The sequence below is a fragment of the Hyphococcus aureus genome (assembly GCF_042643165.1).
GTDB classification, from domain to species: domain Bacteria; phylum Pseudomonadota; class Alphaproteobacteria; order Caulobacterales; family Parvularculaceae; genus Hyphococcus; species Hyphococcus aureus.
Genome location: NZ_JBHRSH010000002.1, coordinates 117,551 through 141,020 on the forward strand (window position 1 = coordinate 117,551; position 23,470 = coordinate 141,020).

Below are 23,470 nucleotides of genomic sequence, written 5' to 3' on the forward strand. Positions count from 1 at the left end.
TACAATGACAAATAAAATCCTCATCAATGGCGTATGGCGCGACGGCGCGGGCGCGGAATTTTCAAGCAGCGATCCGTCAACGGGCGAGACGATCTGGACCGGCGCGGCGGCGACGAAGAATGATGTAAGCGCCGCTGTCAGCGCGGCGCGCGGCGCGTTTGAAAAATGGGCGCTGACCCCGCTCGCCGAACGCATCGCCATCATGGAGCGCTATCGCGATCTCATCAAACGCGACGCGGAAGAATTGGCGCGGCTTATTTCCCGCGAGACTGGAAAGCCTTTCTGGGAAACGAAAACCGAAGCGGCGACCGTTTCCGGCAAGGTCGATATTTCGATCCGCGCTTATCATGAGCGCACGGGCGAGAAAGAAACGGCTACGGGCGCGACGCGCGGCGTGTTGCGGCACAAGCCCCATGGCGTCATGGCGGTCTTGGGGCCCTATAACTTTCCGGCGCATCTGCCCAACGGACATATCGTTCCGGCGCTGATCGCGGGCAATACGGTTGTCTTCAAGCCATCGGAAATGACGCCGGGGCCGGGCGCTTTCATTGTCGAACGCATGATGGAAGCGGGCGTGCCGGAAGGCGTCGTCAATCTGGTGCAGGGCGGCCGCGAGACGGGTGAGGCGCTCACCGGCGCTGATGTCGACGGCGTCCTTTTCACCGGCGGCGCCAAGACCGGCCTTGCGATCCACAAAATGTTCGCCGACCGCCTCGACGTCATTCTCGCGCTGGAACTCGGCGGCAACAATCCGCTGATCTGGTGGGATGTGGACGATGTCGACGCCGCGGCGTTCACGGTCGTGCAGTCGGCGTTCCTGACGAGCGGCCAGCGCTGCACCTGCGCGCGGCGGTTGATCGTTCCCGAGGGCCCCGAAGGCGACAAAGCGCTGCTCGCATTGGCCAAGCTTACCGAACGCCTAATTGTCGGTGCGCCCTTCGATGATCCGCAACCGTTCATGGGCCCGGTGATTTCGCCGAAGATCGCGGAAGGACTGGAACGCGCCTTCGATCAGCTTGTGGACAGCGACGGCGTGCCCGTCAGAAACCTGTCGGTGATCGACGAAGGCAAGTCGTTTGTCTCGCCGGGCATCATCGACGTCACCATGTGCGCGGACTCCGTGCCCGACGAGGAGCATTTCGGCCCGTTCCTCAAAGTCTATCGTGTCAAGAATTTCGACGACGCTATCGCGCGCGCCAACAAGACGAAGTTCGGTCTTTCCGCCGGCATCCTCACTGACGACAAGGCGAAATGGGAGAAGTTCCTGGCCCTGTCGCGCGCTGGCATCGTCAACTGGAACCGCCAGACCACGGGCGCTTCCGGCGCCGCGCCCTTCGGCGGCATTGGCGACAGCGGCAATCATAGACCCTCCGCCTATTACGCCGCGGACTATTGCGCTTATCCGGTTGCGTCGATGGAAGGCGAGGGGTTGCTTGCGATGCCTGAGGGGCAGGTGGGGGTTCGCTAAATGGAAACAGATAAGAAATCAATTATCGAGGAATGGGGCGCTACATTAATCCATAGATCGAACCGGTACATTAAAATGCCTCTCACAGTGGAAGGTAAAATCGATAGATGCTTTTCAGCAACCACACACAAGGCATTCGGAAGAGTCAGCATAAGGCCTGCGGACAAATTGGAATTCGGGTTCAATGGTTACGCTGATCAGGAACTCTATTTCGCGAAGTGGTTTGTGTTTGGTGTGTTGGATATTTTGTTGATTGAAGGGCTGGGAAAAATCGCCGTCGACGTTATTGATATTGAAATTGATCCAATAAGTTCATCCGCAGAAGCGTTTCGGAGTGCCGGGCGAGACGCAGGCAAAAAAGTTATGGCAGAAGTGAAAGAAAAGCACTTGTGGTCGGTTTAACTTAGATATGCGCTTATTCTTATGACCTACGCCGAATACAACTTCGATGGCCTGATCGGTCCCACGCATAATTATGCGGGGCTGTCCTTCGGCAATCTCGCCTCGGCGACGAATGCGGGCGCGGCGTCGAACCCGAAAGAGGCGGCGCTGCAGGGGCTCGCCAAGATGCGTGCGGCTATGGAGCTGGGCCTCAAACAGGGTTTCCTGCCGCCACAGGACCGGCCGCACCTGAAAACACTGCGCGCACTGGGCTTTTCAGGAACTGACAAACAAATCATCGAAAAGGCGGCGAAGGCCGAGCCGCAATTGCTAGCGAACTGTTACGCCGCATCGTGCATGTGGACGGCGAATGCAGGTACCGTCGCGCCGTCGCCAGACACTGCCGACGGCAAGGTGCATTTCACCGCCGCTAATCTCGCGGCGAATTTTCACCGCTCCATCGAAGCCGATACGACCGCACGCGTCCTTGCGCATATTTTCGCGGACGAAGATTATTTCGTTCATTATCCGCCGCTGCCCGGCGCCATGCATTTCGGCGACGAAGGCGCGGCAAACCATGGCCGCCTATGCGAGAACCACGGCGACAAGGGTGTGCATCTGTTCGTCTATGGCGAAGACGGCGAGAAATTTCCCACGCGCCAGAAAAAACGCGCAAGCGAGGCTGTCGCCCGCAACCATCTGTTAGATGAGGCGCATACTGTTTTTGTTCAGCAGTCGACCACCGCGCTTGACGCAGGCGCATTCCATAATGACGTTGTCGGCGTCGCCAATGGAACCGTTCTTTTCCTTCACGAACAAAGCTTCGCCGACCGCGACGCCGCTTATGCGGCGATCCGCGATGCCGCGCCTTTCGTGGAGATCATTGAAGCTCCGGTGAAAGACGTGTCGCTCGAAGACTGCATCAAGTCCTATCTCTTCAATTCCCAGCTTTTGACGCTGCCTGGCGGCGAGATGGCGCTGCTCCTGCCGCAGGAAGCCGAGGAAAATGCTCGCGTCAAAGCCTTCGTCGACGAGACGATTGCGAAGAACAATCCAATCAACCGCGTCATTTATAAAAACGTGCGCGAGTCCATGCGAAATGGCGGCGGACCCGCCTGCCTGCGGTTGCGTGTTGTGTTGTCGGATGAAGAAGCAGCGGCGGCGAACCCGAATTTCATCCTTGATGAGGCGCGCATCACCGCGCTCGAACATTGGGTGAAGGCGCATTACCGCGATCGCCTGACGCCTGATGATCTGCGCGATCCGGCGCTGATGGAGGAGAGTTTCGCGGCCATGCAGGCGCTGACCGATCTCCTGTCCATGGGCGCTTTTTACGACTTTCAGCGATAGGTCCCGCTAAGGACTGCGGTTGTACCCCGCCAGTGTCAGAAACTGTTTCATTCCGGCACACCCAGGCGGCGTTTGACAACGCCGCCGTGAGGCGCTGGTAGTCAGCGATTAAGACTTTCCGCCTATTTTTATGCAACGCAGCCCGGCGCTGCGTCTGCCACCATCCGCCTGACAAGGGGAGCCGAGACTGTCATGACAACAGCCATGCCCGAGGGAGACCGGGCCGGCGGGAAAGACCCAGCGTCAATTCTGTCAGGTTTGATTGTAACGGCGCAGATCCGGCGACGGGAGTTGAAAACCCGCATCATTATTGCGGCCATCGGCTCAGTATTGCTGTGGGGCGCTATTAGCCCGTTCCTTTCCGTCGCGTGGTTTGCGGCTATCGTTCTCACACAATTCATCGACGCCTATGCCTGGCGCGGCTTTACGAACAGCGCGCGCAAGCGGCCTCCGACGAAAACTGAATGGCTGGCCATTTGCGCCTCATCCTTTCAGGCGACGCTGGTCTATTCCCTGTTTCCGGCGCTCTTGTGGCTGATGTGGGGAACGCCGGGGAAAGTGTTTGCGATTCTGTGGATGTCTGGCGCGCTATTGCATGTGACCATGCACATGCACCATGAAAAGCGCACGTTCCTCGCGGCGATCACGCCTCATGCGTTGTACTTTTTCGGCCTGCCGCTCTATGCGCTTATCACAGGCGCGGAGCCCGGACGTGCAGGCGCCGCCGCTATCCTGCTGGCGGCGATCATGTATGTCTCGCACCTTGTCGTCGCTTTTCGCGCATACGAAGCGTCAAGCGCTTCGATGCGCTCCGAGCGCGAACGCGCTGAAGAAAGGCAGGCGCTGGCGGAACATGCGAACCAAGCGAAATCGGCTTTTCTCGCTAATATGAGCCACGAAATCCGCACGCCTATGAATGGCATTCTTGGCATGGCGGCGGCGCTAGAAAACTCGAAACTATCGCAGGCGCAACAGGAAAAACTGAAGATCGTGCGCGATTGCGGCGATCTCTTGATGATGGTGCTGAATGATCTTCTCGACTTCTCCAAGATTGAAGCGAACAAGATCGAACTGGAAAAGGCGCCATTCTCTCTGGCGGATATTGCGCGCAAGGTTGAAAGCCTGCATGCGCTGAAGGCTCACCAAAAGGGAGTGGAATTCCGGGTCGAGTATGAAGGCGACGGAGAAGCGTTGCGTCTCGGCGATGGCCATCGCATCCTTCAAGTGCTGCACAACCTGGTCTCCAACGCGATTAAATTCACAGAAAGTGGTGCCGTGCTGGTGCGCATCAAGGCGCCGGGCGGCGACAGCGACACCGCGGTCATTGAGGTCAAGGATTCCGGCATCGGCATGTCGGACGATCAGATTGGCCGCATTTTCGATCCATTCACACAAGCGGACGCAACGACCACGCGCAAATTCGGTGGGACAGGGCTTGGCCTTTCCATCGCCAAGGGACTTGTAACGGCGATGAGTGGCGAGATCTCGGTGCGCTCCACGATGGGCGCCGGTTCGATCTTCACCGTTTCATTTCCGTCGCCGCTGGCGCAGGCTGGCGATCTGACTGAAACGGTTGAGCCATCCGGCGTGGCTGCGCTGACGGCGCAGAAGGGCCTGAATATTCTGGCGGGCGAAGACAATGCGGTGAACCAGGCCGTGCTAAAGGCCTTTCTCGATCAGCGCGGACACAAGACGCTTTTTGCATCCGACGGCCTTGAGGCTGTTGCGGCGTTCAAGCGCGGCAAATTCGATCTTGTCCTGATGGATATTTCAATGCCGCGCCTTGATGGCCCGGAGGCCATGCGGCAGATCCGTTTTCTTGAACGCGAGCTTGTTTCAGGTAAACCCACGCCGATTATCGCGATATCGGCCCACGCCATGAGTCAGCAGATCGATGAGTTTATCGAGATGGGTTTTGATGGCTATGTCACAAAGCCAATCAGAGCCGAGGCGCTGCACGCCGAGATCGACCGCGTTACGACGCCCTCCGGCGCCGCGGAGAAGGTCGCGTAATCCGACTAAGCTGAATGCCTGCTAACGGATGATCGATTGCGGCAGGGGCGTCACCACTTTGCGGGCGACTTCGCGCAACGTGAAACTTGACTCGACCGTCGCAATATTCGGCATACGGAGCATCGTTTCCGAAAGGAATGTTTCGTAGGTGGCGAGCGACGGCACGACAACGCGAATGAAATAGTCGAACTTGCCGGTGACGAGATAGCATTCCATCACTTCTTCACGGTTTTTGATGGCCGTTTCGAATTCCCTGAGCGTCTTGTCGTCTTCTCGCTCAAGTTTGACGAGAATGATCACCGTCACATTGACGCCAAGCGCTTCGCGATTGATCTCGGTGCGGTAGCCCTTGATGATCCCCTCGGTCTCCAGCCGCCTGAGACGCCGCAGGCAGGGCGTGGGCGAAAGTCCCACCCGCTCGGCGAGCTCCGCATTGGTGATCCGGGCGTTTTCCTGAAGGTGTTTCAGGATCTTGTGGTCGATATGGTCGAGCTTCATAGGTCCGCTTTCACTAATCATTCCTGTATTTAGCATTATATGCTAATCGTCAAGCGCCAAAGCACGATATTTGACCGGAAGCGCTCGACGATTAGGTATAGGAAAATTCCGTTCTGGCCGGCTCGGGCATAGGGTCCGCGGTCCGCATGGAGGAAGTTTCCGATGAAATCTGAGGTCTTGGCCGTCGAGGGCTGGCGCAAAGTAGTGCATTTTACTGATGAATCTGCGGGCCTTAACGCAATTATCGCCGTTCATGACGCGACGCTCGGTCCGGGCTGCGGCGGTTGCCGGATTTACCCCTATGCGAGCTTTGAAGCGGGCCTTGAAGACGTCAAAAATCTTTCCCGAGGCATGACCTACAAGAACGCCATGGGGGGCATTCCCTTTGGCGGCGGCAAGGCGGTGATTTTCGCGGATCCGAAGACTGACAAAACGCCCGAGCTGTTGAAAGCCTTCGGGCGCGCCGTGGATAGCCTCGAAGGGCTTTATTACACCGCAGAGGATTCGGGCGTCACCGAAGCTGATCTCGCGACCATTCGCTCCGTCACCAACTATGCGGCGGGGATGGAAAAGGAAGGCGTCGGCGGCAACCCGTCGCCCTTCACGGCGCGCGGCGTTTGGCGCGGCATGCAGGCGGCGGCGAAACGCAAATTCGGCGTGGACAGCCTGAAAGACCTTACGGTTTCGATCCTCGGCGTCGGCGCTGTCGGGATGGATCTGGCGCGGCTCATCCACGAAGAAGGCGGCAAGCTTGTCGTCGCGGATGTTAATCAGGCGGCAGTGAAAGAGGCTGTGGAGCGCTTTGGCGCCGAAACAGCGACGCCGGAGGATGCGGTTGCGGTCGATGTTGATATTTTCGCTCCCTGCGCGCTGGGCGGCGCCATCAATGTTGATACGTTGGCGCGCCTGAAGGCTAAAATCATTGCCGGTGCGGCCAATAACCAGCTTAAAACGCCGGATATGGACCAGGCCCTTAAAGACAAGGGCGTCCTTTACTGTCCGGATTATGTCATCAATGGCGCAGGCGTGATCTCCGTTGGTCTTGAAATTCTCGGGACCTGGACGACATCGGAAATGAACAAGCGCATTGACAATATCGGCGCCATGCTGACCGATATTTTCAACCGCGCGGAAGCCGAGAATGCGCCCACGGGCGCCATCGCTGATAAAATGGCGCTGGAGATTATCGCCCGCGGACGTAAGGCTGCATAACTGTAAAGCGGCGTAAGATAACTCCAAAAGGAGAGACCCATGACTGCATCTGATCCCATCGTCATCACCGGCATGGCCCGCACGCCCATCGGCAATTTTCTCGGTGCCTTCGCGACAGTGAAAGCCACCGAACTTGGATCGACCGCCATCAAGGCCGCCCTGGACCGCGGCGGCGCGAAGGCGGACGATGTGGATGAAGTGCTGATGGGCTGTGTGTTGCCCGCCGGGCTCGGCCAGGCTCCGGCGCGCCAGGCGGCGCTCGGAGCGGGGCTTCCGACATCCGCCGGTTGCTCAACGGTCAACAAGGTTTGCGGCTCCGGCATGAAGACCGTGATGATGGCGCATGATTTCATTGCGGCCGGTTCTGCGGATGTCGTCGTTGCGGGCGGCATGGAGTCCATGACGGGCGCGCCGCATCTGCTGCCAACAGGCCGAACCGGAATCAAGTTCGGCAATGGGCAAGTGTTCGACCACATGTCCTATGACGGTCTGGAAGATCCTTACAACAATCATGCAGCTATGGGCATTTTTGCGGAAAAATGCGCGCGTGAATGGCAGTTCTCTCGCGAGGAGCAGGACGAATATTCCATGCGTTCTGTGACGCGCGCGCAGGATGCCATCAAGACCGGCAAGTTCAAGGACGAAATCGTTTCTTTTGAAGTGACAACCCGCAAAGGCTCCGTCACGGTTTCCGACGACGAAAAGCCCGGTCTTGTCGATGCAGCGAAAATCCCGTCGCTGCGCGCGGCGTTTGAAAAAGACGGCACTGTGACAGCGGGCAACGCGTCTGCGATCTCCGACGGCGCAGCGGCGATAGTCCTCATGCGTCAGTCAATGGCCGACAAAAAGGGCGCGAAGCCGATTGCGCGCATTGTCGCCCACACGAACCATGCGCAAGAGCCCGAATGGTTCACGACGGCGCCTGTCGCCTCGATCCGTAACGTCCTCGAAAAAGCCGGCTGGTCGGCGGGTGAAGTTGACCTCTATGAAATCAACGAAGCCTTCTCCGTAGTGCCGCTCGCGGCCATGCGCGAGTTGAAGCTGCCGGCGGAGAAAGTGAATATCCATGGCGGCGCAATCGCGCTCGGCCACCCCATCGGCGCCTCCGGCTCGCGCATCCTCGTGACGCTAATCAGCGCCTTGCAGCAGACGGGCGGCAAACGCGGCGTCGCCTCACTCTGCATCGGCGGCGGCGAAGCGACGAGCGTTGCAGTGGAGCTTATTTAGCGAATCATTATCGTAGATAATGACGACATCTCTTGAGCGGTTTGTTGACGCCCAGAATCCGATTATTGATCGGGCGCTTGAAGAGTTGCGCGCAGGGCGGAAACAAACCCACTGGATGTGGTTCATCTTTCCGCAGATTGCAGGGCTTGGACACAGCGCCATGGCGCAGAAATACGCCATCGCTTCGCTCGATGAAGCGCGCGCTTATCTGGCTCACCCGGTTCTCGGTCCTCGGCTGAAAGAAGCGATGGGCGCGGTCCTCGGACATGTAAGCGAACATGGCCAGCCGCGCCGCAGCGTTCATGAAATATTTGGTTCGCCCGATGATCTGAAGTTTCATTCGTCGATGACGTTGTTTCACCGTGCGGACCCGGACGAACAGCTTTTCATGGATGGGCTCAAGTTGTTCTTCGACGAGCGCGAGGACAGCGAAACATTACAGCGGATATGAAAAGCGGCGCAAAGCACCGCTTTTTTTGCGCGCCTGACACCTCAGGGTTCTAGCCAAATACCCGTCGCAAGATTTCTGAGGTGCGTTTGGCTGGGTTTGAACGGATCGCCGCTTCTTCCTTGGCGATATAGAGGAACATACCGTCGAGGCCAAATTGAACGCCGTGGCGGATGAGGTCGGTCTTGGCGTCTGCGCCGAGCCGTGGCGCGAGCGGTATTGATCTCAGGCGGGCGTCTAGCGAATCGAGTGTTTTGACGGCGCCGGTTTCCTGCAGGGCGTTTGACATGATCGGCGTAAAAAGATTTGTCAGCGGGGAGAAGGTTCTGTCTTTCAGATAAGTCGTTGCGGCATTCTCGCCACCGCGCACGACGCCGACGGCGTCTCTTATGCTCATGGAGGAAATGGCGTTTACAAAAATGCTGCGCGCGCGCGGGACGGCCGTCTCCGCGCCGCGGTTGAGCTGTGTCTCCAGTGTATCGAGCGGCCCGGACAAACCAAGCCGAGACAGCGATGACTGCATGTCCTGCAAAAACCCGGGCAGGGGGATGTGAATTTGCGGATTGCGCAAGAAACCATCGCGCACGCCAATGAGCGAAATCGCTGATCCGACGCCGTTGTTCAGCGCAGCGCGAATGCCCGCAGCGGCGTCGGCTTCGGTGAGGCCGCCGGCGCCGCCTGGAATACTGGGAAGCACCATGCCATCGGTAACGCAGCCAGTCATGACGGCGGCGCCTCCCAGCATGAGAAAGAACCGCCGCTTTATCGGCGTTGAGTTATCTTTGGTCATATCGCCTCCTGAATTTTCAAACAGCCTCCGCATGAAATGAGAGGCCTTTTTACGCCTATTCGTTTCCGGATACTTCTGGAACATCCGTAAACGGCGTGATCCCGAACTCCGGATAGATCTCGCTCGGGAAATAAACCGTTCCGCCGCGCGAGACGAGGGCGATGCTCTTGATCGCCTTGATGTCTGCGGTCGGATCGCCTGGGACAATGAAGAAATCCGCCAGCTTGCCGGGCTCAATGGCGCCGCGATCGTCAAAGCCAAGATATTCGGCCATGTCATAGGTGGCCCGCTTTAACGCCTGCGCAGGGGTGAAGCCGAAACGCTGGAAGAGTTCGACTTCCCGGTGAAGCTCGAAAGCGCCGCCAAGATCGGTGCCGGGCACAAGGAATATCCCGCGCTCATGCATCATCGTCAGCGTGTCGATGATTTTGTCGAAGGCCGCGCGATAGGCGGCGTCCTCTTCCTCGTCAGCGACGTTGAGGAGTGCGACTTTTGAACCGCGTTGCACCGCTACGGGCATATGGTCCACATAGTCCGCCATGCCCGCGCGGGTCTCTCCATTACGCCCCAACAAACCGAATTCATGAATCACGGTGGTCGGATCGGCGACGATGTTATTGTCCACCATCAAGTTGATCGTTTTTTGCACCTTCTCGCTGTTTAGATCGAGATCGGCGAATTTAGCCATGCCGGTAATGCGCGCGAGCGTTCGCGTATCGTCTTCCGGTCCAAGAACCCAACTGAGCATCACCTGGTTGATGTGGGTGATCTCATCATAGCCGGCCTCGATCATTTCATCGGGCGTTGAAAAGGCGGGAATATGCCCGGCGACGCGCATGCCCCGTGCATGGGCCGCCTTCGCCATGGCCGGAACCCATTCGCCTTTAACGGAACTGTAGATCTTGATCTGATGGTAGCCGCCGCGATCCGCGTACATGTTCACCAGATCGACGGCTTCCTGTTCCGTCGTTGCGAGTTCGCCGGTTGAATTATTCGTCTCACTCTTGCCTTCGATGAAGCCGCTCATTGAAATGCGCGGACCAGCGAGCACGCCGCTTTCGATTTTCTCGCGCAACGGTTCAAGTACGGTGATCTCGTTGCCCATGTCGCGCACGGAAGTGATCCCGGCGAGGACATTTATGAGCGCGTCATCGTCGCCCATATGGCCGTGCATGTCGTAAAGGCCGGGGATCAGCGAACCGCCAGCGCCATCGATCACCACTTCGCCGTCGCCGCTTGCATCGGCGGCCTCGATTGCGGCGATTTTTTCGCCTTCAATCAGCACCGAGACAGGATCGGACATATCCAGCGTTTCCGGCTGGAAAACGCGCACATTCTGGATGCGCACTGGTTTGTCGTATTTGTGAGCGTAGCGCGACTGGATATCTTCATAGCGCGCCGCGCCATATTCAGCCGCGAGATTTCTGAGGCGCTCTTCTTCCGCTTCATAGCCTTTGCGAATGGTGATGAAGCGCGGCGTTATATAAGCGAAAAACTTGTTCTCATTGTCCAGGATGAAATAGTCCGGATCGAGATCGGCGCCGGAGAGCGCATATGTCGTGACAGCCTTTTCGCCGCCATCGCCGGTGACGGTCAGGCTGTCCATTTCGGTCAGGCGTAGTTCGCCTGCAGGCAGGGCCGGCATGGTCAGGTCGCTGTCCTGCAAAAGGGCGTTCGCCTGAATATAGGCGGCGTAAGGGCTGCCGAACTGATTGATGTAAAGCGTCGGCGCTGAAACTTCAGCCTTCCCATTTCCCGTGGCGTCGGACCAGACCGCCTTGCCGCTGTTCAGCGCAAATGTTTCCTCAACCTCGTTGCCGAAAGTCGTGTTTCCGGCAATGGACCAGGAAACCGGGACGCCGTCGCTGTCGAGGGTCAAGGATTCCTTGAAGCCCGGCCCGCGGCCATTATTCTTGAAATCATAGTCGACTGTGAAATCGTTTCCGGACCTGTCCACATTCATATAGCCGACGTTCGTTCCGGCGATGATAACGGAATAGGCTTCATGCCCTTTGGGCCCATCGACGGGTGTATCCGCTTTTTGTGAGCAGGCGGCGGCCAGCGAAAAAACCAATGCGGCGCCGACGCTTTGACGCAGAGTGGATGAAAATGACATAAAACCCTTCTTTTCCCCGGTAATGTTTCAGAAATAGCCTCTGATTGAGGGTGACATTCCCATAAACCGCGGGGTGTGGCCAGAGCGCAAACTCCGTCGAAAATAACAGGTTGCGCAGATTGCCGGGGCTTCTGGCCAGCGTTACATACGACCCAATTCAATCCCGTTTAAGGAGATGGCCTTCCGGCCAACCGCACCCGATGACCAAACAGACTTTTGACTGGCAGGACCCGCTGAGCCTTGAAACGCAACTTAGCGATGAAGAACGGATGATCCGCGACGCAGCCCGCGGCTACGCCCAGGACAGCCTGATGCCGCGCATCCTGATGGCGAACCGCGAGGAGCGCTTTGACCGCGAGATCATGACCGAGCTCGGCCAGCAGGGTTTGCTCGGCGCGACGGTTGCAGAGGAATATGGCGGCGGCGGCGCTAGTCATGTCGCCTATGGCCTTATCGCCCGCGAGGTTGAGCGCGTTGACTCGGGTTACCGTTCGGCGATGTCGGTGCAGTCATCTCTGGTGATGTATCCGATCGAAGCGTTCGGCACGGAAGAGCAAAAACAAAAATACCTGCCCAAACTCGCAACAGGCGAATGGGTCGGCTGCTTTGGCCTGACGGAATCCGACGGGGGCTCCGATCCCGGCGCCATGCGCACGAAAGCCGAGAAAGTTGAGGGCGGCTACAAACTCAACGGTTCCAAAATGTGGATCACCAATTCGCCCATAGCCGATCTGGCCGTGGTGTGGGCGAAGCTTGACGGAGATATTCGCGGTTTCATCGTCGAACGCGGAACCAAGGGCTTCGCGACGCCAAAGATTGAAGGCAAGCTTTCGCTTCGCGCGTCTGTCACCGGCGAGATCGCGCTTGATGACGCTGTCGTTCCTGAGGATGCGCTGCTGCCGAATGTGAAGGGCCTGCGCGGTCCGTTCTCCTGTCTTAACAAAGCGCGTTACGGCATTTCATGGGGCGCCATGGGCGCGGCGGAATATTGCTGGATGGCCGCACGCGACTACGCCATGGATCGCGTCGTTTTCGGCAAGCCGATTGCCGGCACTCAGCTGGTGCAGAAAAAACTCGCCGACATGCAAACGGAAATTGCGCTCGGACTACAGGGCGCGCTGGCGCTGGGGCGTTTGCTTGATAGCGGCGCCTATGTGCCCGAAGCGATCTCGCTGATGAAGCGCAACAATTGCGGCAAGGCGTTAGACATCGCGCGCGTCGCCCGCGACGTGCATGGCGGCAATGGCATCTCCGACGAATATCACGTCCTGCGTCACGCAGTGAATCTCGAAACCGTCAACACCTATGAGGGCACACATGACATACACGCCCTCATCCTCGGACGCGCGATCACTGGCATTCAGGCGTTTGCATAAGGCTTAGGGCCCCGAAGGCGGCGCCGGCTGCGCCGCCTGTAGCGGTGCTTGCCGGCGCCAGCGCCGTCCGGTGGCGTTTCCTCGCGAGGACGTTTCCTCCAGGGACGGCGCAGCCGTTATGTTCGGCTGTCTTTGCGGTGCGCTTTTGCGCATCCCTGGGCGAGCGTTTAGCACGAGTACGGACAAAGGTCATTTTGCAGGCGCGAAGGGGTTTCAGCCGCCAAGCTGCGCCTGCAAACCTTTCGCAGATGTGGTGTGCTGGAACTTCAGTTTCCGGTCCGGAAAGACATAATGAAAGGCCCCGTGAGACATCAGCGCGGCCTCATGAAACCCGGACAGGATCAGCTTCAGCTTGCCGGGATAGGCGGCCATGTCGCCGATACAGAATATGCCCGGAACCGAGGTTTCGAACTTCTCCGTGTCCACCTCGATGCGGTTCTCCGTAAGGTTGAGGCCGAATTCCGCGATTGGTCCCAGCTTCATGGTCAGCCCGTAAAAAGCGAGGAGCGTGTCGCAGGGAATGTCATAGGCGCCGTCTTTCTCGTTTTCGACAGAAACTGCGCTGATCTGGCCGTTTATACCTTTTAGCCCGGTAATCTGCGCCACCTCGAAATCGATTTTCTGCTCATTCGCCAGGGCGTGCATTTTCTCAACGCTATCGGGCGCGGCGCGAAAATCCGGGCGGCGGTGAACAAGAGTGATGCTTTTGGCGATGGGCTGAAGGTTCAAGGTCCAGTCGAGGGCGGAGTCGCCGCCGCCGGCGATCACAAGATTTTTGCCTTCAAAGGCGCTGCGTTCTCGAACGGCGTAAAAAACAGATTTCCCCTCGAAGTCTTCAACGCCGGGAATAGGCGGTTTTTTCGGCTGGAAGGAGCCGCCGCCCGCGGCGATCACGATAACCGGCGCGGTGACGGTTGTGCCCATGTCTGTGGCGATGCTCCACTTACCGTCCGGCGTGTTGTCGAGCGACACAGCCATTTCATTCATGTGGAACTTGCCGCCAAAGGGCTCAATCTGTTCAAGCAATTGTTTTGTCAGCTGTTCGCCGGTGATCGACTTGATCGCGGGAATGTCGAGGATTGGCTTTTCCGGATAGAGCTCTGCCGCCTGACCGCCGGGCTTGGCCTGTATATCAATGAGATGGGTTTTGACGCCAAGAAGGCCAAGCTCGAACACGGCGAAGAGACCACAAGGCCCCGCGCCGATAATGATCACATCGGTTTCATGGGCGCCGCCGGGCGGAACGCTCTCCACGGTGCTTGCGGCCATTGCCTTCCTCCCGTCGAGGTCATTTGGAAAAGCCTAGACGAGTTCCGGGGCCTCAGGGAAGGGCTGTGTCGATGGGGTATAGCCTGAAGTTGACAGACCGATTTGCAAAATCGCCGGAAAGGGTAGGCGTCTCGCCGTGAGTCCAGGTCAACGGAAAGGCCCCCCATGGGATCGCCGCCGCAAAAATCAGCCCGCCCTTTCGCTCTGCCACCAGTGTCGCTTTCATTTCGATCGGTTGGCTTGATCCGGGGAAGTCAGCCAGCCAGGACGCTAATTCTCCCTCTGGTGTGAAGGCAGCCATGCAGACACCTCTTTCCAGAGCAATGTGGATCGCGCCGCGCGCATTGTCGTTTTGGGGGCGCGCGTCCGGATTGGATGCAAAAACACCATCATAGCGCCAATCACCGGTGGGGCAGGTTTCAGGGTCGATCTTTTCGGCGGCGGCGGTTACGAGAAGTTCGCCTGTGGTCTCAATGCGTGACGTCCATGCCGCGTTCGACAATAGCGCCGCTGCGATGTTGCGGGCACGGTTGTAAGTGAGGATGGATCTTGCGCCGGGCGTTACCCCGGCGTGATGAACAACAGGATCGCCCTCCCAATTTGCGCCGATGCGCCACCCGAAGCCGATTGCGAAGCGCTCTGTCGCGACTGGTTTGCCGTTATTCAGCATTGCGAGGGATAGGGAAAAGTCTCGAAGCTTGGGACTGACAATTTCACCGCGCATGTAAGCATCGGCAAATCTGACAAGGTCGGCGGCGGTGCTGAGAATTCCCGTCGCGCCAACCACATGGTGTTGATTATTTCGCGGGATTTCACCTCCATACTGAACAAACAGGTGCGAGGCGTCTGCCGGCAATTGGTCAATTAGTTCGATGTCTGTGTGTGTGAGCGAGAGGGGGTTCGCAATTTGTTTGCGAAAATTCTCTTCAAAAGACCGGCCCGTCGCATTTTCGATTGCGGCGCCCATAAGCGCGTAACCGTAAGAGCTGTAATTGTAATCATCGCCCGGTTGAAACAGCAGGGGCTTATGTGCGTAGATTGAAAGTGAATCATTGAGTGAAGAATATTCTTTGTCAGGATCGTAACGGTCATCTGCGGTGTAATGCTCGATGCCGGAGGTGTGCGCAGCCAAGTGACGCAAGGTAATCTGTTCGGCTTTATCGGCAGGCCAGTCAGGAACATAAGCGCGAATATTCTCATCAATATCCAGGACTTCTGATTCGGTGAGCTTTAGCGCAATTGCAGCTGCGAAGAGTTTGGAAACGCTGGCGATACGAAACTGCGTTTCTTCTGTCACCGGAGCCAGTCGTGCAGCATCAGAAAAGCCTGACTGTCCTGTCCAAATAATGTCGCCGTCTTCTAAGACTGCAGCGCTTAGTCCCTGTACACCTGATACTTCCTGAATTGAGTCCAGAAGGTGCTGCGCGGTCGCCTCACCGGCGTGAGTTGAATTCGATAGGGCGCTTAGCACACAGAAGACTATCGATAGCCACAACCTTCGTATCTTCATACCAACTCCCCGAAATGGCGTATTTGACCTTAAACGGACAAGTTTGCGGTTTCCGTCGCGAAATCCCATAAGTTGGCGAAATAAAAAAAGGGCCCCCTGGTAGGGCCCTTTTTCGGATGCGTTGTATGTGGCTTATTTCTGTTTTTCAGCTTCCTTGAGCTGTTCTTTCAGCCGCGCGATCATCGCCTCGCGGCGCTCAGCCTCGCGTTTGGCGTTGTCTTCAAGCTGTGCGATCGCTTTGCGCAGATGTTCGGCGCGATCCTTCGGGTCAGCGCTGTCGCCGTCGCCGATGCAGATGACTTCGCGAGTGATTGATTTATCGCCTTCATCACTGCTCCACTCCATCACGACCGGCCCTTCGAGATCTTCGCCGCCGTCGCAGTGGGTCATGGCGAAGTCGTGATCGCCAGCGTCGCCGGAGATGATGACTTCATAGGCGGCCCCCGGCACGGGCGGGATCGGCGCGACGGGATGCGCAGGATGAGCCGGATGCTCCCCGCCATCGATATTGATCGTCCGGCGTTCGCCATCTTTCACGGTGACGACTTGATCATAAGGCATGGTCTGGGCCGGCCCATAGACGTCTTCACTGAGCAGTTTCTTGTTTTTCCCATAGACACGCACCGTGCGGACGCCATCTTTGCGTTCGACATCAATCATCGTCGCGTTGTCGTGACCGGGAACTTCCAGCGTTTCGCCTTTATCAACAGAAATGACGGTTCTGCTGTAGGATTTCTTTTTCATTTCTTTGCCGGCTTGCGCTTTTGGCGCTTCAGCAAAGCCATAAGAAGCGGTCGCAGCGAGGCTGACGGCGGTGAACATCGCCACAGCCGCGGCGCCGGCGGCGAGGCGGGCGCGGCTTTTCTTGCGGGACTTAAGCAACATAATTCTCTCCTTGACGGGGTGGGCGAGGGTGAGGCCGTAGGCGGGGGCGTTAATTTCCCTACGGACGGATTTTAAGATAGCGGCGGCGTAATTGCCTTCGGCGCCGCCGCAACGGGCGAGCACATAGGCGTCGCAGGCGGCTTCCTGATCGGTGCGGAAAGCCGAAAAGAACAGATGCGCGAGCGGATTTGGCCAGTGCGCCGCCTGCAGGGCGAGCGCGGCGAGGGTTGCCGCCATGTCGCCCCGCGCAACATGAGCAAGCTCATGCGCAAGGACGAGACGCTGTTCGGCTTTGGCGTAATCGGTTTCAAACCCCGCGGGCAGGAAGATCACGGGCCTGAAAAGCCCGATGAGGCAGGGACCGTCCGTGTCATTATTATTGACCCGCAATTGCGGCGTTCTGGAGAGTCCGAGACCTTTGGCGATCTCCTGCGCCATTGCCGTAGCCGAAGGCGAGGCGGGCGTTGAATCCGCCTGGCGTGCACGCAGATAGCTGGCCTGGCGTTCAAGGTGAAAACAGAACCAGGCGAAGGCGACAGACGCCCATAAAAAGAGCGCCGCGCCGGCGCCAAGGGAAAGCCAGTCGAAGCCCTGCGTAATAAACTCTGTATTCGTGGGAAGCGGCGCAACAATTGTTTCCCAGCCGTGAGCAGCTGTCACCGCGGCCGGTTCGGCGACGGGCTCAACTTCCAGCGCTTGAACTGGCGGCGCTGGAAGCAGCTTCAATTCAGGAAGGAAAAGACGGATGACCGGCGCCAGCCATAAAGCGTAAGCGGCGCGGGCGCCGAACATCCGCGCAAACGGCTTTCGGACCATCAGCACCAGGACAATCAAAATGCTGAGCGCCAGCGAGGTTTCGCCAAGCCAGCGGAGAAGATCAATCGCTGTCACGTTTCAACTCCTCGATCAGGGTTTCAAGGTCGCTCAAATCTTCGCGGGTGAGGCCTTTGCTTTCTGCGAGATGGGCTACCAGCGGCGCGGCGCGACCGCCGAAAAGCTGGTCCGCAAGGCGTTGTGTGGCGCGCCGTGCATGGGCGTCGCGGCTTACCTTGGGGCTATAGAGATAGCGGCGTCCGTCAGGCGTGTGTTCAAGCGCGCCCTTTTCCACGAGACGGGACAGGAGGGTCTTTACGGTCTTGAGGCTCCAGCTTGTTTCATCAGCGAGCCTTTCAGCGACCGTTGTCGCTGCGAGCGGACTTTCCGCCCAGAGGACATCCATGATCTGAAACTCTGCTCTGGTGATCTGCTTGGTCATGAGGGGCGCGGGCTCGCTTTCTTGACGACTACAACTGTAGGCTTCTCACGGACTACACATGTAGTCAATAGCTTTTATCGCGCTGAACCATCGTTTTGGCGCGGGGGCGATTTGCACCGTGTGACGGCGCGCGTTATGCCTCTGCTCCAATGATAACCGTATAAATTTGCGTATCAGAAAGCTTTCTCATGGCCGCGAAGAATCAAAAGCCGCTCGGAACCGGGCTCGGCCTCCACACGACCGCGACGGAAGTGATGGAAGGCGTCCGTCTGGACGGCAAGACGGCGGTAGTGACCGGCGGGTATTCGGGCCTGGGTATTGAGGTGGTCAAAGCGCTTCTTTTGGCGGGCGCGGAAGTCGTGGCGCCAGCCCGTGACAAGCGTAAGGCGGATGAAGCTTTCGCCTCGGCTGGCCTCGCGATCGCTACGGTGGAGATGGATCTCGCCAACCTGACCAGCGTTTATGAAGCGGCGGCCGAGATTGGCGACAGTCACAACAGCGTCGATCTTCTCTTCAATAATGCGGGCGTCATGGCCTGTCCCGAAACCCGCATCGGACCGGGCTGGGAATACCAGTTTGCGGTCAATCACATTGGTCATTTTGTTTTCACGCGCGAATTGATGCCGTATTTGCTGAATGGCGCCGGCGCGCGCGTCGTGACGACATCTTCCGTAGGGCACAAGCGCAGCCGCATCCGCTGGGATGACATTCATTTCAAAAAAGAGCCCTATGACAAATGGCTCGCCTATGCGCAGTCGAAAACAGCAAACGCCCTTTTTGCGCTGGAGCTTAATAACCGCCGCGACAAAGATGGGGTGAAATCCTTTTCCGTTCATCCTGGTCCGGTGTTGACGCCAATCATGCGCCACATCACGGAAGAGGAACTGATCGGCATGGGGTGGAAGCAGCCGAATGGAAAACTGACCGATGAAGCGCAAGGGTTTATAAAGTCGCCATCGACAGGCGCGGCGACTTTGCTGTGGGCGGCGACAAGTCCGCTACTGGAAAATCGCGGCGGCGAATATTGCGAGGATTGCGATATCGCGGCGATATCGACGCCGGAGGCGCCGCGCTGGGTCAATGTCGCCGAATGGGCCGTGGACGATGATGACGCAAAGCGGCTCTGGGCGATGACCGAAGAGATGATCCTCGCTGCCGAGGCTTAAATAGCGCCCCCGACAAGCGAACCAATGAAATAGGTTGCGCCGCCTGCCATGGCCCCGATCACCGCCATGCGTAAGCCGCCCGCGAGTGCGCTTTTACCCGAAAAGAGACTTAGCACAGCGCCAATGCCGAACAGGCTCAGACCTGCAAGGCCGGCGGCGATGAGCACAGCGTTTTCATTTGCGCCAAGGACGAACGGTGTCAGCGGAATGATCGCGCCGCAGGTGAAAGCCAGAAAAGAAGACAAGGCGGCGCCGATAGGTGAACCCAGATTATCAGGGTCGAGCCCGAGCTCTTCACGGGTCAGCGCATCGAGAGCCACATCGTGATCCTTGATCAGATCCAGCGCAAAACTTCGCGCGTCTTCGAGCGCCATCCCCCGCGCATGGTAAATCAGCGCCAGCTCTTCGGCTTCCTCTTCCGGATAGAGCTCCAGCTCCTCGCGTTCCTGTCCGATCTGATGCTCATACATCTCCCGTTGAGACCGCACGGACACATACTCTCCCGCCGCCATCGAAAATGCGCCGGCGAGCAATCCCGCAACGCCAGTCAGCACGACATCATTCGCGGCAAGCGCGGCGCCGGAAACGCCCATAACGAGCGAAGTGTTTGAGATGAGCCCGTCATTGACGCCAAACACCGCCGCCCGCAATGAACCGCCGCCGGTTTGATGACGCTGTCCGATTTTCTCGACATCGGTCGGCATCGCATGTCCCGGCCGAATGATGGGCCCCGAATAGAAAGACACGCCGCGCACTTTCACCGCGGCGAGAATGGGCCTCATGGCGCGCGGACCAAATAAACGGACGAGCCGGGCGATCAGGCGCGCGCGCGGCGATGGCGAAAAGGCGGGCGGGTTGAAATCTTTCGCAATGATCTCCGCCTGCTCCTCCGCGGCTTGCGCCATGCTCGTGAAAAGTTTTTTGCCTGCGGGAGAGGCTTCGGCGTCGGCCACGGCGTCGCTCAGATAGGCGGCGGTTTTTTCTGACTTCCAGCGGTCGAGATGGTCTTCAGCCATAGCTTTGTCCCTGCGTGCGGCGCCGGGCTTTGCGTTTCCGGCGAATGGGTTAGACTGGCCAAAACAAAAGGGGTTTTGGGGTGATATTCAGGCAGTTTGCGAGAATTACAACAATCGCCGCGACGATTGTCGCGGTTCTCTTTGCCGCAGCGTCGGCGCAGTCCGTGCCCGAGCGTTCGCTGGGTGAGGGGCCATATGACCGGCTTGTGATCCGCGGCGTCACCGTGATTGACGGGGCGGGAGCGCCGCCTTTCGGTCCCATGGATGTCGTCGTCGAGGACGGCCGCATCACCGGGATCGTTCCCGTCGGCGCGCCGGGACTGCCGATCAATCAGGGGCGCAGGCCTCCCGCGGGAACGCGTGAAATCGACGCCCACGGCATGTTCCTTCTGCCCGGCTTTATCAACATGCACGGTCATATCCATAATGAGGATACAGGGCAGGGTGTGCCGCCGGATTACATTTTCAAACTCTGGCTCGCCCATGGCATCACGACGGTGCGCGAGCTCGGGAATGAAGCTGGCGCCGCTTGGACCGCAGGTGTCGCGCGATCTTCGGCGCGAAATGAGATCGACGCGCCGAACATCTATCCCTATCCGGTGTTTCGCGGCTGGAGTGCGGGTGAGGTGGATACGCCCGATCAGGCGCGGGCGCGCATTCGCCAATTAAAGCGCGACGGCGCCGTCGGCGTCAAATTCTTCGGCGCCCCGGAAGAGATTTTATGGGCGGGTCTCGAAGAAGCGAAGCGCCAAGGCCTCAAGACGACCATGCACCATGCGCAGCTCGATGTGGCGCATGCGGATGTTATGGACACCTCCGCGCATGGGCTCGGCTCGATGGAGCACTGGTACGGTTTACCCGAAGCCCTGTTCGATGACCGGACCCTGCAGGATTATCCAGTCGATTATAACTATAATGACGAACAGCACCGGTTTGAGAACGCGGGCAAGCTCTGGAAGCAGGCGGCGGGACCGGATACCGATCGCTGGGAAGAGGTGATGTCGACGCTGTTGGAGCGTGAGTTTTCCATCATCCCCACCTTCTCGATCTATTCCGCAAGCCGTGACTGGATGCGAAAACGCCGCGCTGTTTGGCATGATGACTATACTATGCCGACGCTATGGAAATTCTATGCGCCCGATCGTAATGCGCACGGGTCTTACTGGTTTGACTGGGGCGCAGAACAAGAAGCGGCGTGGAAAGAAAATTATCGCCTGTGGATGCGCTTTATCAACGACTATAAAAATCGCGGCGGCAAGGTCGGCGTCGGTGAGGATGCGGGCTATATCTATTCCACCTACGGCTTCGGGTTCGTTGAAGAGATGGAGATGCTGCGTGAGGCGGGGTTTCATCCGCTTGAAGTCATCAAGGCGGCGACACTGGACGGCGCAAAAATTCTAGGCGTCGAAAGTGAAACAGGTTCCATTCAGGTGGGTAAGCGCGCTGACCTCGTCATCGTGAAGGAAAACCCACTCGCCAATCTGAAAGTGCTGTACGCCACGGGGCATGTGAAGCTCGATCCCGAGACCAATCGTCCCGTTCAGGTCGGCGGCGTTGACTATGTGGTCAAGAATGGCGTCGTCTATGAGGGAGCGATGCTGCGCGATGAAATTAAATCTATGGTCGCCGGGGAGAAAGAGCGCCGCGGCGTAGCGCCTGGCCCCATGCCCGTGGTTGATTTTGAGTTACAATGAAATTGAGGACAAAAATGAAAAAATTTCTGCTTTCCGCCGCTGCGGTCTTTGCGCTGACCGGGGCCGCCCAGGCTGACGAGCTCGCTGATGCGGTGGCCGAGGACTACGACTATGTCTTCAATCTTTACAAGCACTTCCACGAAAATCCGGAGCTTTCGTTCAAAGAGAGTGAGAGCGCCAAACGCATGACCTCGGAACTTGAGGGGTTGGGCTTCACGGTCACGACGGGCGTCGGCGACAAATGGACAAAAGCCAAGGCCAAAGCCGAAACGGGCGAGGTGTTGGACGGCGTTGGCGGTTATGGCCTTGTCGCGGTCATGGAAAATGGCGAGGGGCCGACCGTGATGCTGCGCGCTGACATGGACGCGCTGCCGCTGGAGGAAAAAACCGGCCTTCCTTACGCCTCGAAAGTTGTTTCACAAGATTATACAGGCCAGACCGCGCCGGTAATGCATGCCTGCGCGCATGACAGCCATATGGCGATCCTGATCGGCACGGCCCGTCGGCTCGCCGCCATGAAGGACCAGTGGTCCGGCACGCTGGTGCTGATCGGTCAGCCTGCGGAGGAAATCGGCTATGGCGCCCTCGCGATGCTTGAGGACGGCTTGTTCAAGAAATTTCCCAAGCCGGACTACATTCTTGCGACGCATACATCGGGCTGGGACGCGTCATGGGACGTCACCTACACACCCGGCTGGGCGCTCGCCAATGTGGATAGCGTCGATATTATCGTGAAAGGCGTCGGTGCCCATGGCTCTGCGCCGCATATGGGCAAGGACCCGGTGATGATCGGATCGCAGATTGTCAATGCGCTGCAAACGCTCGTCAGCCGCGAGTTAAATCCGCAGGATGCAGGCGTTGTTACGGTCGGTTCGTTTCAGTCAGGCTACAAACACAATATCATTCCCGACGAAGCGCATTTGAAAATTACAGTACGCTCTTACTCCGACGATGTGCGTAAGACCCTGCTCGATGGTATCGAACGCATCGCAATCGCGCAGGCGCAATCGGCGGGCTTGCCTGAAGACCTGATGCCGGAAGTGAAATACGCCAAGGATTACACGCCCGCGACCTATAATGATGAGGAGATGACCGCACGCGTGATGTCGGCGATCGCCGGCCACATTGGAGAGGAGCATGTTTATGAACGCGCGGCCAGCATGGGCGGCGAGGATTTCTCCCGCTTCGGGCGCACGGTCGAAGACATTCCCACCGTGATTTTCTGGACCGGCTCCGCTGACCCGAAGGCGTTCAAGGCGGGGCAGGAAGGCAAGGGGCCGATGCCTCCGGCGAACCACTCTCCCTTTTATGCGCCGCAGCCGGAACCAGCGCTCAAAACCGGCGTCACCGCAATGACGGCCGGCGCGCTGGAGTTGTTCGGGGAGTAATCCTCAGAAACCGTACACAAAGCTGGAGCAAAGACTTATTTGTGCTCCAGCAAAATCTGGCCCTGTTTTTCAATCTTGCCGCTGATGGTTTCAGCGAGTGATGCAAGCAAGCCGGGTAGTGTCGCCGTGATCCGCACATGCGCCGGAAACACATCGATTGTGCCGGTGATCGTCTGTCCGAGGCCTTTCGCCGTAAAGGAAAGCGTGTCCTCGCTCGACCATTCCTGCGTGAACCTGAACATGAGCCCGTTGGTCATTGACGTTTTCAATTGATCGAACCCGTCATTGATGCGCGCTCTCGCGCCCTGCTTGCCGAGGTCGTGAGAGATCGTGACGGTCACTGGCCGGGCCATGTGCGCTCCTTTCGCTGGAGTCCAGTGAAATGGTGATCCGGTCCTTGTGTTTCAA

At 58.1% G+C, this 23,470-nt stretch carries 20 protein-coding genes; 11 read left to right on the top strand and 9 right to left on the bottom strand.

What is annotated here, in order from left to right:
• The first annotated feature begins 4 nt into the window (after positions 1–4).
• From astD to ACFOOP_RS13590, 4 genes are all read left to right on the top strand, one after another.
• Positions 5–1,468, top strand: a complete 1,464-nt coding sequence (gene astD / locus ACFOOP_RS13575; RefSeq protein ID WP_379881657.1) for a succinylglutamate-semialdehyde dehydrogenase — start codon at positions 5–7, stop codon at positions 1,466–1,468.
• On the top strand, positions 1,469–1,870 hold the full coding sequence (locus ACFOOP_RS13580; protein WP_379881658.1) for a hypothetical protein: 402 nt from the start codon (positions 1,469–1,471) through the stop codon (positions 1,868–1,870).
• Between the two features lie 21 nt (positions 1,871–1,891).
• Entirely contained in the window at positions 1,892–3,199 is a 1,308-nt protein-coding gene (gene astB / locus ACFOOP_RS13585) for an N-succinylarginine dihydrolase (protein ID WP_379881659.1), read from the top strand.
• A gap of 192 nt (positions 3,200–3,391) precedes the next feature.
• Positions 3,392–5,212: an ATP-binding protein gene (locus tag ACFOOP_RS13590; RefSeq protein WP_379881660.1), complete on the top strand. Its 1,821-nt coding sequence runs from the start codon at positions 3,392–3,394 to the stop codon at positions 5,210–5,212.
• Between the two features lie 21 nt (positions 5,213–5,233).
• Here ACFOOP_RS13590 and ACFOOP_RS13595 read toward each other — a convergent pair whose 3' ends face one another.
• Complete coding sequence (locus tag ACFOOP_RS13595; RefSeq protein WP_375203227.1) at positions 5,234–5,710, bottom strand: Lrp/AsnC family transcriptional regulator; 477 nt, start codon at positions 5,708–5,710, stop codon at positions 5,234–5,236.
• Positions 5,711–5,872: 162 nt separating this feature from the next.
• Between ACFOOP_RS13595 and ACFOOP_RS13600 the strand changes: the two genes are divergently transcribed.
• The 3 genes from ACFOOP_RS13600 to ACFOOP_RS13610 are packed head-to-tail and all read left to right on the top strand — an operon-like array spanning position 5,873 to position 8,600.
• Positions 5,873–6,922 carry a Glu/Leu/Phe/Val dehydrogenase dimerization domain-containing protein gene (locus ACFOOP_RS13600; protein ID WP_379881661.1) on the top strand — a complete coding sequence of 350 codons (1,050 nt, stop codon included), beginning with the start codon at positions 5,873–5,875 and terminating at the stop codon, positions 6,920–6,922.
• 39 nt (positions 6,923–6,961) lie between these two features.
• On the top strand, positions 6,962–8,149 hold the full coding sequence (locus tag ACFOOP_RS13605; protein ID WP_379881662.1) for a thiolase family protein: 1,188 nt from the start codon (positions 6,962–6,964) through the stop codon (positions 8,147–8,149).
• A gap of 19 nt (positions 8,150–8,168) precedes the next feature.
• Entirely contained in the window at positions 8,169–8,600 is a 432-nt protein-coding gene (locus tag ACFOOP_RS13610) for a DUF1810 domain-containing protein (RefSeq protein WP_379881663.1), read from the top strand.
• Positions 8,601–8,649: 49 nt separating this feature from the next.
• Here ACFOOP_RS13610 and ACFOOP_RS13615 read toward each other — a convergent pair whose 3' ends face one another.
• Positions 8,650–9,387 (bottom strand): DUF4197 domain-containing protein, encoded by a 738-nt coding sequence (locus ACFOOP_RS13615; protein ID WP_379881664.1) that lies wholly within the window; start codon positions 9,385–9,387, stop codon positions 8,650–8,652.
• A gap of 55 nt (positions 9,388–9,442) precedes the next feature.
• Complete coding sequence (locus tag ACFOOP_RS13620) at positions 9,443–11,503, bottom strand: amidohydrolase family protein (protein WP_379881665.1); 2,061 nt, start codon at positions 11,501–11,503, stop codon at positions 9,443–9,445.
• 200 nt (positions 11,504–11,703) lie between these two features.
• Between ACFOOP_RS13620 and ACFOOP_RS13625 the strand changes: the two genes are divergently transcribed.
• Positions 11,704–12,879, top strand: a complete 1,176-nt coding sequence (locus ACFOOP_RS13625) for an acyl-CoA dehydrogenase (RefSeq protein WP_379881666.1) — start codon at positions 11,704–11,706, stop codon at positions 12,877–12,879.
• A 213-nt stretch (positions 12,880–13,092) separates the two neighbouring features.
• Here the strand turns inward: ACFOOP_RS13625 and ACFOOP_RS13630 are convergent, their stop codons facing one another.
• The 4 genes from ACFOOP_RS13630 to ACFOOP_RS13645 form a co-directional block, all read right to left on the bottom strand.
• Positions 13,093–14,148, bottom strand: coding sequence for an NAD(P)/FAD-dependent oxidoreductase (locus ACFOOP_RS13630; protein WP_379881667.1), 1,056 nt, complete (start codon positions 14,146–14,148; stop codon positions 13,093–13,095).
• 52 nt (positions 14,149–14,200) lie between these two features.
• Complete coding sequence (locus ACFOOP_RS13635; protein WP_379881668.1) at positions 14,201–15,727, bottom strand: serine hydrolase domain-containing protein; 1,527 nt, start codon at positions 15,725–15,727, stop codon at positions 14,201–14,203.
• 63 nt (positions 15,728–15,790) lie between these two features.
• Positions 15,791–17,434, bottom strand: coding sequence for a M56 family metallopeptidase (locus tag ACFOOP_RS13640; RefSeq protein WP_379881669.1), 1,644 nt, complete (start codon positions 17,432–17,434; stop codon positions 15,791–15,793).
• Complete coding sequence (locus ACFOOP_RS13645) at positions 17,421–17,798, bottom strand: BlaI/MecI/CopY family transcriptional regulator (protein ID WP_379881670.1); 378 nt, start codon at positions 17,796–17,798, stop codon at positions 17,421–17,423. The genes ACFOOP_RS13640 and ACFOOP_RS13645 overlap by 14 nt, the downstream gene beginning before the upstream one ends.
• 188 nt (positions 17,799–17,986) lie before the next feature.
• Here ACFOOP_RS13645 and ACFOOP_RS13650 point away from each other — a divergent pair, with 188 nt between their 5' ends.
• Positions 17,987–18,964, top strand: coding sequence for an SDR family NAD(P)-dependent oxidoreductase (locus ACFOOP_RS13650; protein ID WP_379881671.1), 978 nt, complete (start codon positions 17,987–17,989; stop codon positions 18,962–18,964).
• Here the strand turns inward: ACFOOP_RS13650 and ACFOOP_RS13655 are convergent.
• Positions 18,961–19,980, bottom strand: a complete 1,020-nt coding sequence (locus ACFOOP_RS13655) for a VIT1/CCC1 transporter family protein (protein ID WP_379881672.1) — start codon at positions 19,978–19,980, stop codon at positions 18,961–18,963. The genes ACFOOP_RS13650 and ACFOOP_RS13655 overlap by 4 nt on opposite strands.
• Before the next feature lie 80 nt (positions 19,981–20,060).
• Between ACFOOP_RS13655 and ACFOOP_RS13660 the strand changes: the two genes are divergently transcribed.
• Both ACFOOP_RS13660 and ACFOOP_RS13665 read left to right on the top strand, forming a co-directional pair.
• The gene (locus ACFOOP_RS13660; RefSeq protein WP_379881673.1) at positions 20,061–21,674 is read left to right on the top strand and encodes an amidohydrolase family protein; all 1,614 of its coding nucleotides are present in this window, start codon (positions 20,061–20,063) and stop codon (positions 21,672–21,674) included.
• Between the two features lie 14 nt (positions 21,675–21,688).
• Positions 21,689–23,062 carry an amidohydrolase gene (locus ACFOOP_RS13665; RefSeq protein ID WP_379881674.1) on the top strand — a complete coding sequence of 458 codons (1,374 nt, stop codon included), beginning with the start codon at positions 21,689–21,691 and terminating at the stop codon, positions 23,060–23,062.
• Positions 23,063–23,097: 35 nt separating this feature from the next.
• Here the strand turns inward: ACFOOP_RS13665 and ACFOOP_RS13670 are convergent, their stop codons facing one another.
• Entirely contained in the window at positions 23,098–23,415 is a 318-nt protein-coding gene (locus ACFOOP_RS13670; RefSeq protein ID WP_379881675.1) for a polyhydroxyalkanoic acid system family protein, read from the bottom strand.
• Positions 23,416–23,470 lie beyond the last annotated feature (55 nt).

Coding starts and splice junctions, on each gene's coding strand:
- ACFOOP_RS13655 (WP_379881672.1), bottom strand. CDS start 19,980: ATGGCTGAAGACCATCTCGACCGCTGGAAGTCAGAAAAAACCGCCGCC.
- ACFOOP_RS13630 (WP_379881667.1), bottom strand. CDS start 14,148: ATGGCCGCAAGCACCGTGGAGAGCGTTCCGCCCGGCGGCGCCCATGAA.
- ACFOOP_RS13615 (WP_379881664.1), bottom strand. CDS start 9,387: ATGACCAAAGATAACTCAACGCCGATAAAGCGGCGGTTCTTTCTCATG.
- ACFOOP_RS13650 (WP_379881671.1), top strand. CDS start 17,987: ATGGCCGCGAAGAATCAAAAGCCGCTCGGAACCGGGCTCGGCCTCCAC.
- ACFOOP_RS13590 (WP_379881660.1), top strand. CDS start 3,392: ATGACAACAGCCATGCCCGAGGGAGACCGGGCCGGCGGGAAAGACCCA.
- ACFOOP_RS13625 (WP_379881666.1), top strand. CDS start 11,704: ATGACCAAACAGACTTTTGACTGGCAGGACCCGCTGAGCCTTGAAACG.
- astD (WP_379881657.1), top strand. CDS start 5: ATGACAAATAAAATCCTCATCAATGGCGTATGGCGCGACGGCGCGGGC.
- ACFOOP_RS13645 (WP_379881670.1), bottom strand. CDS start 17,798: ATGACCAAGCAGATCACCAGAGCAGAGTTTCAGATCATGGATGTCCTC.
- ACFOOP_RS13635 (WP_379881668.1), bottom strand. CDS start 15,727: ATGGGATTTCGCGACGGAAACCGCAAACTTGTCCGTTTAAGGTCAAAT.
- ACFOOP_RS13670 (WP_379881675.1), bottom strand. CDS start 23,415: ATGGCCCGGCCAGTGACCGTCACGATCTCTCACGACCTCGGCAAGCAG.
- astB (WP_379881659.1), top strand. CDS start 1,892: ATGACCTACGCCGAATACAACTTCGATGGCCTGATCGGTCCCACGCAT.
- ACFOOP_RS13610 (WP_379881663.1), top strand. CDS start 8,169: ATGACGACATCTCTTGAGCGGTTTGTTGACGCCCAGAATCCGATTATT.
- ACFOOP_RS13620 (WP_379881665.1), bottom strand. CDS start 11,503: ATGTCATTTTCATCCACTCTGCGTCAAAGCGTCGGCGCCGCATTGGTT.
- ACFOOP_RS13665 (WP_379881674.1), top strand. CDS start 21,689: ATGAAAAAATTTCTGCTTTCCGCCGCTGCGGTCTTTGCGCTGACCGGG.
- ACFOOP_RS13595 (WP_375203227.1), bottom strand. CDS start 5,710: ATGAAGCTCGACCATATCGACCACAAGATCCTGAAACACCTTCAGGAA.
- ACFOOP_RS13600 (WP_379881661.1), top strand. CDS start 5,873: ATGAAATCTGAGGTCTTGGCCGTCGAGGGCTGGCGCAAAGTAGTGCAT.
- ACFOOP_RS13580 (WP_379881658.1), top strand. CDS start 1,469: ATGGAAACAGATAAGAAATCAATTATCGAGGAATGGGGCGCTACATTA.
- ACFOOP_RS13605 (WP_379881662.1), top strand. CDS start 6,962: ATGACTGCATCTGATCCCATCGTCATCACCGGCATGGCCCGCACGCCC.